This is a genomic window from Limnothrix sp. FACHB-406 (assembly GCF_014698235.1).
In the GTDB taxonomy this organism is placed as follows: Bacteria; Cyanobacteriota; Cyanobacteriia; order CACIAM-69d; family CACIAM-69d; genus CACIAM-69d.
On record NZ_JACJSP010000014.1, the window covers coordinates 26,920 to 40,945 of the forward strand.

13 protein-coding genes are annotated in these 14,026 nt (G+C 55.7%); 4 read left to right on the top strand and 9 right to left on the bottom strand.

The features are described from left to right. Positions 1–20 precede the first annotated feature (20 nt). Both cbiD and H6G53_RS13610 read right to left on the bottom strand, forming a co-directional pair. Complete coding sequence (gene cbiD / locus H6G53_RS13605; protein ID WP_190533786.1) at positions 21–1,106, bottom strand: cobalt-precorrin-5B (C(1))-methyltransferase CbiD; 1,086 nt, start codon at positions 1,104–1,106, stop codon at positions 21–23. A 121-nt stretch (positions 1,107–1,227) separates the two neighbouring features. After that, the gene (locus H6G53_RS13610; RefSeq protein WP_190533789.1) at positions 1,228–2,457 is read right to left on the bottom strand and encodes an acyl-CoA dehydrogenase family protein; all 1,230 of its coding nucleotides are present in this window, start codon (positions 2,455–2,457) and stop codon (positions 1,228–1,230) included. Positions 2,458–2,940: 483 nt separating this feature from the next. Here H6G53_RS13610 and H6G53_RS13615 point away from each other — a divergent pair, with 483 nt between their 5' ends. Together H6G53_RS13615 and H6G53_RS13620 are read left to right on the top strand one after the other, a co-directional pair. Then, positions 2,941–3,132, top strand: coding sequence for a hypothetical protein (locus tag H6G53_RS13615; RefSeq protein WP_099533076.1), 192 nt, complete (start codon positions 2,941–2,943; stop codon positions 3,130–3,132). Between the two features lie 315 nt (positions 3,133–3,447). Next, positions 3,448–4,533, top strand: a complete 1,086-nt coding sequence (locus H6G53_RS13620; protein ID WP_190529173.1) for a glycosyltransferase family 1 protein — start codon at positions 3,448–3,450, stop codon at positions 4,531–4,533. 224 nt (positions 4,534–4,757) lie between these two features. On the opposite strand, the gene H6G53_RS13625 is transcribed toward H6G53_RS13620, so the two are convergent. Further along, positions 4,758–5,477, bottom strand: a complete 720-nt coding sequence (locus H6G53_RS13625; protein WP_099533078.1) for a heme oxygenase (biliverdin-producing) — start codon at positions 5,475–5,477, stop codon at positions 4,758–4,760. Positions 5,478–5,815: 338 nt separating this feature from the next. Here H6G53_RS13625 and H6G53_RS13630 point away from each other — a divergent pair, with 338 nt between their 5' ends. After that, complete coding sequence (locus H6G53_RS13630; protein WP_158234413.1) at positions 5,816–6,883, top strand: serine/threonine-protein kinase; 1,068 nt, start codon at positions 5,816–5,818, stop codon at positions 6,881–6,883. Here H6G53_RS13630 and H6G53_RS13635 read toward each other — a convergent pair. From H6G53_RS13635 to serS, 6 genes are all read right to left on the bottom strand, one after another. After that, positions 6,787–7,911: a glycosyltransferase family A protein gene (locus tag H6G53_RS13635; protein WP_190533792.1), complete on the bottom strand. Its 1,125-nt coding sequence runs from the start codon at positions 7,909–7,911 to the stop codon at positions 6,787–6,789. The two genes, H6G53_RS13630 and H6G53_RS13635, sit on opposite strands and share 97 nt — an antisense overlap. A 306-nt stretch (positions 7,912–8,217) precedes the next feature. Beyond that, on the bottom strand, positions 8,218–9,783 hold the full coding sequence (locus H6G53_RS13640; RefSeq protein ID WP_190533794.1) for a phospholipase D-like domain-containing protein: 1,566 nt from the start codon (positions 9,781–9,783) through the stop codon (positions 8,218–8,220). A 271-nt stretch (positions 9,784–10,054) separates the two neighbouring features. Further along, a complete protein-coding gene (locus tag H6G53_RS13645) occupies positions 10,055–10,564 on the bottom strand; it encodes an inorganic diphosphatase (RefSeq protein ID WP_099533103.1) in 510 nt (169 codons plus the stop codon). A 394-nt stretch (positions 10,565–10,958) separates the two neighbouring features. Beyond that, complete coding sequence (locus H6G53_RS13650) at positions 10,959–11,129, bottom strand: hypothetical protein (RefSeq protein ID WP_158234415.1); 171 nt, start codon at positions 11,127–11,129, stop codon at positions 10,959–10,961. A gap of 413 nt (positions 11,130–11,542) precedes the next feature. Next, positions 11,543–11,971: a J domain-containing protein gene (locus tag H6G53_RS13655; RefSeq protein ID WP_242026394.1), complete on the bottom strand. Its 429-nt coding sequence runs from the start codon at positions 11,969–11,971 to the stop codon at positions 11,543–11,545. Between the two features lie 216 nt (positions 11,972–12,187). Continuing rightward, positions 12,188–13,483, bottom strand: a complete 1,296-nt coding sequence (gene serS / locus H6G53_RS13660) for a serine--tRNA ligase (RefSeq protein WP_190533797.1) — start codon at positions 13,481–13,483, stop codon at positions 12,188–12,190. Positions 13,484–13,654: 171 nt separating this feature from the next. Here serS and H6G53_RS13665 point away from each other — a divergent pair, with 171 nt between their 5' ends. Then, positions 13,655–13,996 carry a Dethiobiotin synthetase gene (locus H6G53_RS13665; protein WP_190529179.1) on the top strand — a complete coding sequence of 114 codons (342 nt, stop codon included), beginning with the start codon at positions 13,655–13,657 and terminating at the stop codon, positions 13,994–13,996. Positions 13,997–14,026: the final 30 nt, after the last annotated feature.

Consider the following 14,026-nt stretch of genomic DNA (forward strand, 5'->3'; position numbering starts at 1 on the left):
TCAGCTAATCAACCAATTAACTAATCAGCCGTTGGAATTGACCAGCGATCGCAAGGGCCGCCCGTGGCCAGAATGTTGCCCGCCCGATCGAACAGGGCCACGGCCACGGCCAAAGGGCGATCGGCGTATTTTTGGGCATAGGCGGCCGATCGCTCACTAATGGCGGCGGCCAGTTGTCCCAAAACGCGCTGGCTCCAGCCCAACCGTTGCAAATCTTGCACCGCTTCGGCCACCGTGCTTTTGGCCAGGATCGATCGCCCCAAGGTGGCATCTCCCCCCGATCGCAGGGCCGCCGCTGCCAAAATTTCCAATTTGCCGTCAGCAATGTGGCTGGAGGTGTTGAAAATGCCCCCAGCTAGCTTCAGCAATTTGCCGTGATATCCCAGCAGCAACACCGATTCTGCTCCCCGCAAGGCCGCTTCCACCAACATGGCCCCAATCCAGTTCCCCACGGGCACAAGGGCGGCGGCGGACAGTCCGAGGCGATCGGCCACCTGCTGTCCGTTGCTGCCAATGCAGAAAATCAGATGGCGATCGTGGGCCAGAACCGCTGCCAGTCGATCGCGCGATGCGTCCAGTTGATCCGTCGCCGTGTGGGGCTGGGAAATGCCACTGGTTCCCAGGAGTGACAGCCCCTGCAAAACCCCAAAAGCCTCGTTAGACGTGCGTTTGGCCAAGTCGCGACCCTCTGGCAAAATCAATCGCACCACCGCCACGCGATCGGGCGGAACCAGGGGCAACAGGTTATGTTCCAGGAGCGATCGGGCAAAGCGATAGATCGCCGGCCCCTCAGCCGTTTGCCCAATTCCCTCGCCTCCTTCCAGCCGGAGCGGCGGGCCTTCGCGATCGACGCGATCGATCAATTGCACCCAAGCCCAAACGGGAGTATTTCTGGTCAGATCCAGGTTATCGCCCGGATCGCTGCGGGTGATGGCCAAGGCGGTGCGCTCATCCAACGGGGCGATCGACTCCAGCGCGATTTCTGCGGTTTGTCCGTCCAACAGATCCAGGGTGACCACCGCCGGGCGATCGCCTTGCAACCGCAACAGGGCCCCCCGGGCCGCCGCTGCCGCAAATACCGGTAAGGTGTAGCCCGATCGCGCCATAGTGCTCCTGAAAATGACTCTAATCCACAGTCATTCGATTGAATTGCGATTGATTATGGATGAAAGGGCGATTAATCAATGCCTATTAATTAATGCCCATTAATCCATAACCGTTAATCAGTTAATCAATGGCCATTGGCGATTTACCCACGATCGCCCCCAGCGTGGCCGCCAAAATATCGGGCGTTTGGCCGCTGGTCGCAAAAATGCTAGCCTCGCCCTGCAATCGATAGGCGGGGTTGGTGGCCAGAATGCCTCGCCCCCCTTGGGCCACGAGGGCGACTTGGGTGGCTCGGCCCATTAGGGCGATCGCCTGGGCCCGCAGTTGCAGTTTTTGGGCATAGGGTTTGTCGATCGGGCGGCCATAGACCTGTTGTCGCAATTGGTCAAACTCCCGGCGCAAGGTGTCGTGGGCAACGGCGATTGTGAGCAGGCGTTTTTCCTGGAACAACACCGTTAGCCGATCGAGGGCCGCTTGGGTGCAACCGAGGGCGAAGTAGACCCCTTGCAGGGCGTTCCGGCGATCGAGTTGCTGAATCCAGTCGATCGGCTTGAGGCCGATCACGGCCGCTTCGGGAATGAGCCAGCGATCGAACGTGACTGCTGCTGTGTGGGTGGCGTTCATGGCTCCCAACACCATGGGCGGCTGCGGCTGAATGTTGCGATCGCCCGATTCCACCGCCGTCAGCGGCACAATGCCGAACAGCACCCCGGCCGCCGTCGGCACAGCCAACACCGCCTCGGGAAAGTGCCCCACCCCGGTCACCCAAGGAGCCGTGCCCGTAATTTCCCAGCCACCGGTCACGGCACGCCCCTCGATCGGAGGATCATCCACCCGCCGCAGATGCGAAAAGGCGATGCCCAATTGTCGATCGCCCCGCGCGATCGCCGGTAAATATTGGGTTTTGAGGTCGTCATTGTCTCCGGAGGCAATCAGCGCCGCTGCGGTTTGGTGCTGGGCTTGCAAAAAGGCCAAAGCACCGGAACAGCGAGCCAGTTGCTCCCGAAACCAACCATATTCCGCTTCATTCAGGCCTTTGCCGCCCCACTCAATGGGCACTTTTAGGGCTAACCACCCCTGTTGCCCCAGCCATTGGAGGGCTGCGGTCAGGGTTTCTGGCTGGCGATCGAGCAAATCGGCCTGGGGCCCCAGGGTGGTCAGCAACTGGGCCGCCGCTTGCTCCAACCAAGGAGGCAAATTGGGCCCGTCCGTCGCGGCCAGCGCCGAGGTCACCGGGTTGGTCTCTGCGTGGTTGGTCTCCGTGTGATTGGTCTCTGCATGGTTGATGACTTCGCCGTTGGTGTCATGAGGGCTGGTGTTGTTGGGGCTGATGTCTTGAGATGGCTCCACCTTGGTCGATCGGGGATGAGTAGTGGTTTACGGCTATTGTGCTACGGCCGGGAGTTTTCGCCCCCTGGCCAGCGGCGTTTGAGCAGCGTTGTCAACGAAATGTTAACTCTAAAGTTAAGGTTTCTTGCACGAACGAGGCCGCCCGAAACGCACCGTGATAACTTTCTTCTCGGTTAGCAAAGCGCCAACCGCCATCAATATCTCCCCACCCATTCGGAACCTTAATTTCGGTCAATTCGCTTGCTGAAATTAACATCGGAAGATCAGTTCAAGATAATCGCAATTTAATCGCAGATTAATCATGAGCGCTTCCTAAAACTGATGGGTAATACCAATTGATTGGTGAACGATTGATCATGAATTTCGTAAATTAATGATCCAACTAGTTGACCGCATCAATTAGAAATTGGTGAGATCTTGAAGACAGTGGCTCCGCTTGCCAACCTGCTTGAATCACGCCGTTTTACTTCTCTGGCAGTAGCGATGTTGACCCACAAAAGCGATGCACCGGTTCGTGAAAGCTTCAGCGATTATGTAGCCGAATTGCAATTGCACATGAGTTTGCAAGCGCGAAACCTGGTTCCTTCATCGGGCCAAGCGGAAGAAAACCGTGATCGCTTGCTGCGAGAAACCCAAGAAACCGTCGAGAAAATGCTATCGCGGCAATTGGGCTAAGGTGCTTTGGTCAAGACATCTTGATCAAGGGGCTTGGTGATTCGCCACCGACAAACCATAACAATCTGAATAAAAACGCTCTTCGGAGTGGTTTTTAAAGCGCAATCAAAACTCAGTTGTTTGTTTTTTCTTTCCTTTTAATTGCTTTTTCAATTCCTTTCTTGAATGCCCGATCGCGCCTTTTTTTAGCGATCACTCTTTTAATTCCGCAAACTACTGTATAACCAAAAGCACGCTCCGATTCTGGGGCGTGCTTTTGGTTTCTGGCCCCCATGAACCTGGGGGGCAATTTTTCCGCTTGCCCGTTTTTGCATCATGACCCTTGCGATTAATTTGAGCTTTGCGATTCCCGAACCAACGGGCTTGGCAACCTACGCGATCGAACTGTTGCCTTATTTGCGATCGCGGGATCCTTTGCTATTTAGCCCCTGGGAAATGGCGGGGTTTCGTAACCAGCTTGTGCCCGCCAACATGACCTCAGATTTAGGCGCAAAGGGTCATCTACGGCGACTGTTTTGGACGCAATTTCGCTTGCCGCAACTGTGCCGTCGATCGGGTGTTGAGCTGCTGTTTTGTCCGGTTCCCGAGGCCCCAATTCAGTTTGGCACTCGGGCCCTGCGCACCCTGGTGATGGTGCATGATTTGATTCCGCTGCGGTTTTTTCCGCCCCGATCGCGCCTGCATCTTTACAGCAAATATTATGTGCGCCGTGTTGCTGAACAGGCCACCCATTTGCTCTGTAATTCCCAGGCTACGGCCGATGATTTGGGCCGTTTTTTCCAAATTCCTGCCCAGAAAATTACTGTCACTCCGTTAGCCCACAACGCCGATCGCTATCGATTTTTAAACCTGCCGCGCCGCCCCTATTTTTTCTATGTGGGGCGCAATGATCCTTACAAAAATTTACCGGGGGCGATCGCGGCCTTTGCCCAATTTTTGCGGGCGGCTCCGGCCAATGATTGGCAATTTTGGATTGCTGGGCCCATGAACCCGCGCTATCAACCGGCCTTGGCGGCCCAAATTGCGGAATTGGGTTTGGGCGATCGGGTGCGCTTTTTAGGGTATGTGCCGATCGAGCAATTACCGGTGTTGCTGAACCAGGCGATCGCGTTGGTTTTTCCCACCCGCTGGGAAGGTTTTGGGATTCCGGCCCTGGAAGCCATGGCCTGCGGTACGCCCGTGATCACCTCCAATCTGGCTTCGTTGCCGGAGGTGACGGGCGATGCGGCGTTGTTGATTGACCCGGAGCAGCCCCGCGCCATTGCCGATGCGATGGTGCAGGTGGCCACCGATGACCGACTTTGGCAGGAGCTACACCAACGCAGCCTCGATCGCGCCAGTCAGTTCAGTTGGGCCAAAACCGCAGCCCAAACTCAGGCCGTTTTGAGGCAATTGTTTTAAGGCAATTTCAGGCCCCTTGAAGGCAAGATGCTGGTAATTACAAAACCAGCGAACCCAAGGTGCTGGAATAGCCACTGGTCTGCGCATTCTTCACCACGCCAAGCGCTCAAACAATTCAGGGGACGATCGCCCGATCGCCCCCTGAATCTGGATGCTGGTTTCCTGAGGAAATTGTAATAAATTGTCCCCAGTGTCCGTTACCCAATCAAGCCAATTGACTTAGCCTATTCAGCGGTGGCCAGCTCTTCCGTGCTGCCCCGGCTGCGGCGGCGGGTCAGGGTGTTAAACAACATTTGCCCGATCGCCTTGATCAAATTGCCTTCCAATTCCATGAACATTTTCATGTTCTTGCCAAACGCATCATTGGCTTCATCCACAATGCGATCGGCCGTGGCTTCATCGATCGGCAATTCGTTCAGTGCTGCCCGATATTGGTTCTTGAAAGCCTTCTCATCAGAGATGGTTTCAAACTCATAGAAAGCCGTTCCCTGGCCATCGGTCAAGTTCATGGCATTCACGGCAATGTTCTTGAGAATTTGCCCACCGGACAAATCACCCAAATAGCGCGTGTAGGAATGGGCCACCAACAGTTCGGGAGCCGTGGCCGACACTTCCCGCACCCGAGCAATGTAGTCTTGGGCGGCGGTCGAAGGCTTCACTTCTTCACGCCAATTGGAGCCGTAATAGTAAGCCAAATCGCGCTCCAGGCTGCTCTTGCGATACAACTCTTGGAAGTTGATCGGCGCAACAACCGGGTGATCTTTGTGCTTCGTCATTTCCTCTTCCATTGCCGTGTAGACAAAGTAGAGGTTGCCCACCAGTTTGCGATAGGAGCTTTTTTCGACTACGCCTTTCAGAAAGCACTTCACGAAGCCGACATTCTCTGCCATGCTGTGTGATTTTTTCGTGCCTTCGCGTAGTTTGGTTGCTAAATTGACGCTCATGTTAAAGAAGTTGAGAAGTCTGCGAATACCAGTTTGCCAATTTTGTGCGGTTCCTGGGCAAAGGCAGCGGGGGAGAAATCCACACCCCCTACCGAACGCGGGCCCCTAAAACAGTTAGGTTGAAAACAGTTAGGTTGCGACGGTTGCCGACACAGGGCAGCACTTAACCACGGCGAAAGACGGCCAAAGCAAAATCCTGTCTCGATCGCTGGGTGACTCGATCGTTAGATTAGCGGGATTTTCTGAACGTTATGGTTAAGAATCATGACAAGCACCAAAATCATCGGGTTTGATCAAATCAATCATTTTCGTATCTCTCCTCGCTTGAATCCCTGACTGTGAGTTTTTGCCTAAACCCCCAGTGCGATCGCCCGCACAATCCCGATCAGGGGAATTTTTGCCTCAATTGCGGTGCTCCCTTGCTGTTGCGGGGACACTACCGCGCCATTCGCCCCCTGGGCCGTGGCGGATTTGCACGTACCTACCTGGGCATCGATCGCGATCGGTTGGATACCCCTTGCGCCATTAAGCAATTTTTGCCCAGTGCCAAGACCCCCGCTGGCCGCGACAAGGCGATTGAGCTGTTCACCCGCGAGGCCCTGCGGCTGCGAGATTTGGGCGACAATCCCCAAATTCCCGCCCTGTTGGGATTTTTTGAAGAAGGGGGCTACCTCTACCTGGTGCAGGAATATATCGCCGGGGAAACCATTGATCGGGAATTGCAACGATCGGGCCCGTTCAGCGAAGCCAAGCTGCTGGCTTTCCTGCGGGATTTGCTGCCCGTGTTGCAATTTGTGCACGATCGCAGCACGATTCACCGAGATCTAAAGCCCTTGAACCTGATTCGTCGTCAGCGGGATCAGCGAATTGTCCCGATCGATTTCGGCGTGGCCAAAGTGCTGGAAGCCAACACCCAAAGCCGCCCCGGCACGAAAATCGGTACGGCTGGCTATGCCCCCGATGAGCAATTGCGCGGCGGCCAGGCCTATCCCGCCAGCGATCTCTACAGCGTGGGAGCGATCTGCGTGTTTCTGCTGACCGGTGTGGAACCGGAGGAGCTATACAACCCCCTGACGGGCCAGTGGCCTTGGCGAGAACAGTTGGCCCAATGGCGAGATGAGCTGTCGGGCAATGGAGATTCGCTAGATGCGTCCCAACGGAAGCACTTGCCGGTGTCTGACTCGGTGAGTGAAGGGTTGGGCTTGGTGCTCGATCGACTCTTGCAACCGGCCGTTGCCGATCGCTACCAAAGCGCTCTGGAAGTGCTGGCGGACTTAGACAACATCATCCGCACCATGCCCCCTTCTCCCTACCGTCGAGAAGAGTCCATGGCGGTCGATCGCGATCGGGCCAAGCGCTTTTGGCTGACTCGAATTGGCACATCTTCCGGCGGCAATTTTTCATAGAACTCGGGCAGTTTGACCTTAATTGTCCAGAGCACTGCCTTTTCGATTTCCAGGTGCGATCGGTAGCGATAAACAAACTTCCAAGCCAACCGATTAGGCAAAAAGATAAAGACCAAAATCTTGGTCAAAATCTTGATTGTGCAATCACGGTTTTCCCGCACAAATTCCCAATTATCGCGCCAAATCCAATAGGCCAAATAGCGCAGGGCCAAAAAAGCGCGGTTGCGGTGAATTCCCCCATCCATCGCCTTATAAAGCAGAAATTTATAGCGATTATTCAGGGTCATTTGCACCAGCTTGCCAAAACGCTTGCGATCGGCTGGATTTTGACTGAGGCGTTGGCACTCTCGGTTAATGATCGCCAAGCTCACCTGCTCCATCTTGATCGCATTGGTGGAGGCAGAACCCCTGACCTGGCGATAGTGTACCTGTAATTTCGGCACACAAATAAACTCATAGGATTCCGCCAAGCGCAACCAAAAATCCCAATCCTCGGCCGGGTGCAGCGATCCTTCGTAGCCTCCCAGTTCAAAATAGGCATCGCGTCGGATCATCGTGTTTGATCCCGACTGCACAATGTCAATCAATAAAATCTGTAAGTAGGTGTTATATTCCGTGTCAATAAAACCCCCGTCACGAATATAATTTCCCTCCTCATCAACCCAATCAATCCAACTGTAAACGGCTCCGGCTTCTGGGTTGGCTTCAAGGGCATTAACCTGATCTTCTACCTTGTCCGATGTCCACAAGTCATCCGCATCAATAAAGGTTAGATATCGCCCTCGGGACACCATGGCTCCATGATTGCGGGCAGCGGCCACACCAGCATTTTCCTGTTCAATCAGCTTCAGGCGGGGGTCTGTGAATTGCCGCACCACGTCGGAGGTGTTGTCGGTGGAACCATCGTTTACAACGATCACTTCGATGTCCCGCAAAGTCTGATTCAGGACGGATTCGATCGTTTCAGCAATGGTTTTTGCCCCGTTATAGGCGGGAATAATAATCGATGCAGTGGGGACGGCATTCATGGGTGGGGCCATCAGAAATCAACTAAACCGGGAAGAAATCGTGCCTTGAGCATAGCCTCAGGCTTGGGGCTGCTGGTAGATCTGGTAGATCTGATTGTCTTCCCCATTTCTGAAGTTCACGCGGAATTGGCCCAATCCGCCTAAAACGCAATTCGTGATTGTTTTCGATCGGGTTTTTGATGGGTCACGATCGGGGCATGGAGGAAGCCGCAAGAACCGCAACGGGCTGGGTCAAGCGCTGAATAAGCTCGGGATGCGCTGAACTTGCTGAATAGGCTGAATTTACTGAATGGGTTGAGGCAACCCCTAGGAACCACAGCGGGCCCGATCGGCTGCGAGGCGCTCTTTCAGCTTCGGGGTGAGGCCAGTGGTGGCGTTGCTCCAGAGGCGATCGAACTCCCGCTGAAACAGGGTCGCCACGATCGGGTGCTTGACCACCAACAGGGTTTCATCATTGAGGCGATCGGCCGCCGCCGACCAGTTGTGAGAACCGGTCACCACCGTTTGCCCATCCACCAAGCCAAATTTGTGGTGCAGCAGGTCACCCATGGGCAACTCCGGGGAACCAACGGTGGTGATCGGCGGGTTCCAAGGCCGCTGATTGGGTTCCAGTTCACAGGTTCTGCGGCGCAGGGTCACCCCCAACAGATCCAGCGCTTCGCTATAGTCCCGCGCCAAAAAGCTGGGATCCACCAACACACGCACTTTGGCTCCTTGGCGGTGGGCGGTTTCCATGGCATCCGCGATCGCCTGCTCAGAAAAGACAAACAGGGCCACATCGATCGATCGGGTGGCTGGGCCCACGGTGGCCGCAATCACTCCGTTGGTGCGTTCAGCAAAGGGAACGGCGGTTTTCATGGGTGAAAACTGAATGCCAATGGTGGCATCACCCACTTGGGTCGATCGCAGGGGGCGCAGGGGCTTGTTTGTGCCAAAGCGGCTGTCGGGCTGGCCGCCCGGCCCATCTCCCCACATCAGCCCAAATTCCTCCAACAGCCAACCGGCTACCACGGGGCTGTCAATTTCCAACAGATTATTGGGATTGCCACGACTGGCGGGCCGGCCCATGTCGCCATGGACATCGCTGAGGGTGAAGTTTGCGGAGGTGATGATCGATCGATTGCCGTCCACCACGATGAACTTGTGGTGCATCAGGCCCGATCCCTTAGACCCATCGGCGGTGTCGTCGAGGGTGGGCACGCCGGCCTGGGCCAACATCACCATGGCATCGGTTGCCAGCACCTCCGCCTCGCTGACGGTTCCATCGCCGTTGCGATCGCCCAGCCGGAAATAATCTTCAATGCGCGATCGCTCCCGATCGCTCAGTTGCGCCAACTCCTCCGGGCTGTAGCTGCTCCAGGGACGGCTGGCGCTGTTTTCCAAAATTACCCGGACTTGCAGGCCGGCCCGGTGGCGATCGACCAGTGCTTGGGCCAACCGAGGCAAGCGCAATTCCTGCACGGCCACCACCACGGTCGATCGGGCACTTGCGACCAACTGCACCATTCGCCCTTCGAGGTCATCGCCCGATCGCTCAATGCCCCGGTAGGGATCGCGATATTGGCTAGCAGGATTGTGATTAAAAAATGCCCGCACGGGGCCCGGTTGGGCGATCGGGGAAGGACGACTTTCGGCGGAACCGGCTGAGTTGTTGAATTCAGCGACCGGCGGCAAGGATCCCCCTTGAAACTGAGGGCCCGCCGACCCGCAACCCCACAGGGCGATCGCACCCAAAAGGCTAAACGTCCAAAGACTCGCCCAGGATTTCAACCGCCCGATCGCCCATCCGTTCGTTTCCATCACCCCGATCGCCCGTTGAACGGCAACTAGTCCACAACAACTGTTGAGCTGTTGAGCAACTCGTCCAGTCAAAGTTGAGCCACACGAGTTGAGCCAAATCAAGCCAACTTGAATTCAGTCAACTTAAGCAGTTACAGCCTTTACCTAGAATTATTGGCACGCCATATTACAGATGCCATGAAGCAACGGTTTGGTGGGCAATGCCCACCCTACGGGCAACTGTGCTTAGTAATCGGGGTAAGGGCTGTAAGTCAACCTGAATTTAGCCAACCTGAATTCAGTCAACTTGGATTCAGCCAACCTGAATTCAGCCAACTTGAATTAGGCCAGGTTAACTGCGCAATTACTGGTAAGCAGCCACGCACTTGTCAACCAGCGCCGCCACCTTGTCCGCCTCTTGCCAACCGAGAATTTCCGTCACCTTCTTTTCCAGGTTCTTGTAGGTGCGGAAGAATTCAGCAATTTCTTCCAAGCGGTGGGGGTGAATGTCCTTCAGGGAGTTCACACCGGCATAGCGGGGATCCGCAGCGGGAACACAAAGGATCTTTTCGTCCCGATCGCCCCCATCCACCATTTCCAAGAAGCCGATCGGGCGTGCGGCAATCACGCAACCGGGGAAGGTCGGCTCATCCATAATCACCATCCCATCGAGGGGATCGCCATCATCCGCCAAGGTGTTGGGAATAAAGCCATAGTCAAACGGATAGCGCACCGAGGCATACAACACCCGATCGAGGGCGAAGGCTTGCATATCCTTATCGAACTCGTATTTGTTCTTGCTGCCACCGGGAATTTCCACCAGCACGTTCACAATTCCGGGCTTCGGTTGGGCAGGAATGCGCGACAGATCCATGGTCTCGATCCTAAAAGCTTGCTTGAATACTTGCTTGCGCCAGAGCAAACTCCAGTCGATCGCGCCCGATCGTCCATCATCATTGACTCCCTGCAATGGCTGGATTGGGGCCCAGCTTCTTAACCCTCAGGCAATCGAGGGTTGGGCATCGATCCTGACAGACACCGGGCGCGATCGGAGCGCCCCTTTTGGCCCTCCAATAATTGCATGGAGCGCGACCCCAGGGGTAGCAACCGGCGATCGGGCGGCGGAATTGGTCGCTCAGAACGATCGACACTCAGGATCCTGAGCACTGCGAATCTGTCCAGTTTGCGAACCTGTCCAGTTTGCGAATCTATTTTGCAAATCTATCCAGTTTGCGAATCTATCCAGGGCCCAAAGCTCGCTTGAGCGATTAAGGCATCGGCTGTTCCGCACGGAAGACCGCTGGTGTTGGCAGGGCAGTGGAGGGCATCGCATCCCAATTGGAATAAACCACCGCCATCCAAGGCAAGGTCAGGGTTAACAGGGCGATCGTCGTTCCCAAACAGCGGGCCCAAACCGCCGAAGGGGGTTCCGTCAACATCGCCGGACGCGACAACAGAACGGGGGACGGAGGATCGTTAGATTTTGAGGCTGAGTTTAGGACAGAGGCTGAGGCTGAATTTTGGGGCGATTTTAGGGTGCGATTGGATGGAGAACGGAGGGGGAAGGCAGAATGCAAAAGCGGTTCGAGCGGACGACTACTACCGTCACTATCCATAGGGAAGTCTGAAATCAGCAATCGGATCTCCGCTGAATAAACCAGCGATCGGGGGCTGGGGTTGGCCGTGGCTGCGGGTCGATCGGGCAGAAAACCCACCCCTCACAACCCAGCTCGGGCCGCCACCAGCTCGATGGGCGATCGATTCATTCAGTCAAATCGGGCCGCCGGGAGACACCGTGCCGATCATCGTAGCAAGTCCCCGGGCTGGGTTGGTGTTGGGAACTTGACCAAACCTACAATCCAGCAATTTGGGTGAGGGAAATTTCTCCCCGCAAAATTCCCACCACCAACACCAACGCCAAACAGCCCACAAAGGACAGGCCCAGCGTAAACAGGGCAAACAGTTCCCCACCGGACAGGGGGCGATCGGTCGGATCCAAGTACAAATTGGAAGACTCGAAGGAACTGGGGGGCTGCAAATTTTGCCAGGGCTGCACCACCGTCCAGCGGGAATAGCCGATCGAGAGGTCATATTGCTCCCGGCGATCGGGATTGCTCAACACCGCATAGGCCTGGTTCAACTCTTGAAATTTGACCGTGGCGATCGGGAGCGGCAACTCGGTTGTGTCCGGGTGATAAGCCTTGCTCAGTTCGCGATATTGCCGCCGAATTTCAATCACATCCGCCGAGGGATGCAGCCCCAAAAGGTCGTAGTAGGTCATTTTGGGATCAAGAGAGCCAGACTGTGCCGTTCGATCGCCTGCCATAGTTGACGAACCCAATTTTGATGAACCCAATGCTGAATCAGGGTTAATCAACGGTCAATAGCCGCTAACCAAGATTCCGGTTTGATCGGTTTCCTGATTGTACTGTGATGGCCTCTCCGCCATTGCTGCGGTGGCGCTGCGGTGGCGCTGCGGTGGTGCTGTGTTGAGCGGTTAACGGGTTGCCGCTCCCAGCACCGTTTTGCCGCCCAGGTAGGGTTGCAGGGCTTCCGGCACGGCGATCGACCCATCCGGTTGTTGGTAATTTTCCAAAATTGCCGCCATCGTTCGGCCCACAGCCAGCCCGGAACCATTGAGGGTGTGCAGGAATTGGGTTCCCTTTTTGCCCGCCTCCTTAAACCGCAAATTCCCCCGACGGGCTTGGAAATCGCCACAGTTCGAGCAACTGGAAATTTCTCGATATTTGTTTTGGGAGGGCAGCCAAACTTCCAAGTCGTAGCACTTTTGGGCCGAGAAACCCATGTCTCCCGTGCAAAGTTGCAACACCCGATAGGGCAGCTTCAGGGCCTGCAACACGCCCTCTGCATCCTGGAGCAATTGTTGGTGTTCTGCCTCCGAGGTTTCCGGCGACACAAACTTAAACAGCTCCACTTTGTTGAACTGGTGCAACCGAATGAGTCCGCGAGTGTCGCGCCCATAGCTGCCGGCTTCGCGCCGAAAACAGGGCGTGTAGGCGCAGTGGTAAATCGGCAACTGATCATCGGTCAAGATTTCATCGCGGTAAAGGCTGGTGACCGGCACTTCAGCGGTGGGCGCGAGCCACAGATCATCGCGATCGCACTTGAAACTTTCCTCCGCAAACTTGGGCAACTGGCCCGAGGCGGTTAACGAGGCGGAGTTAATCAGGATGGGGGGCAACACTTCCTGATAACCGGCGGCAATGTGGCGATCGAGCATGAAGCTAATCAACGCTCGCTCCAGGGCGGCCCCTTCACCAATCAACGCCACAAATCGGCTTTGGGCAATGCGGGTGGCCCGTTCAAAGTTCAACCAACCCAACTTTTCGCCAATTTCGTAGTGGGGCAAAATGTCCGATCGCGTGGGGATCAGTGCCTCGCCCCACCGCCGAATTTCCACGTTGTCGTCCTCATCCTTCCCGATCGGGGTGGTGGGGTCGGGCAAGTTGGGAATGGTCATCAGGGCGCTTTCAATTTGCGCTTTCAAGTCCCGTTCCTGGGGTTCCAGCTCTGCCAATTGGGCCTTCAGTTGGTTGCCTTCTTCCTTCAGGGCCGCCACTGCTGCCCCCTGGGGATCGGCCCCTTGCTTCATCTTTTGGCCCACCAGTTTGCCAATTTCGTTGCTGCGGGCCTGGAGATCATTGCGCCGCTGTTCCAAGTCACGCACTGCCCGATCGAGTTCCAAAATCGGAGCAATGTCGTATTGGCCACGGTGGTTCAGGCGTGCTTGGACATCATCAGGATTCGCACGCAGTAGCTTCAGGTCTAGCACGATCGATGGGGGCTGTTTTCAGTAATATCTTGAGGTGCAACCATTCTATCGGCTGGTTTACCCTTGCTCGATCGCCCCGGCCCATTTCTCGTTGCCTTGGGTTAATTAACCGCTGGCCCTGTTGGCATGAACGCTATCTGTTGATTCAACTGATTCAACCCAACCCTGTCTATGGATTACGAAACCGCCCGCGGCTTTTTGATTGGCCAAGGCAACGCGAGTTCTGAAAATGCCGATGCATTTTTGAATCGGCTGAAGGCAGGCAAACCCCCAATTCCCGGACAAGTTACCTCCATTCTGTTGGCCCTGAAAATGGTCTACAACGCTTTGGAAGGAACCCCCAGCCTCAGCCGGGAACTGGCCGGGCCGCTCTATCGGATTGCGGTAGAAAGTCGCGAGGCCTATGAACAGGGCGATCGACAGGGGGTGAACTGGCCGCCGCTGTTGGATGAAGACTTGGAGCGGATCGCGCGGGCCGCAGGCAGCATCTTTGCCGGAAGCTGGCAAGATTAGAACTTCATCAGTCTTTCAACATTTCAACAT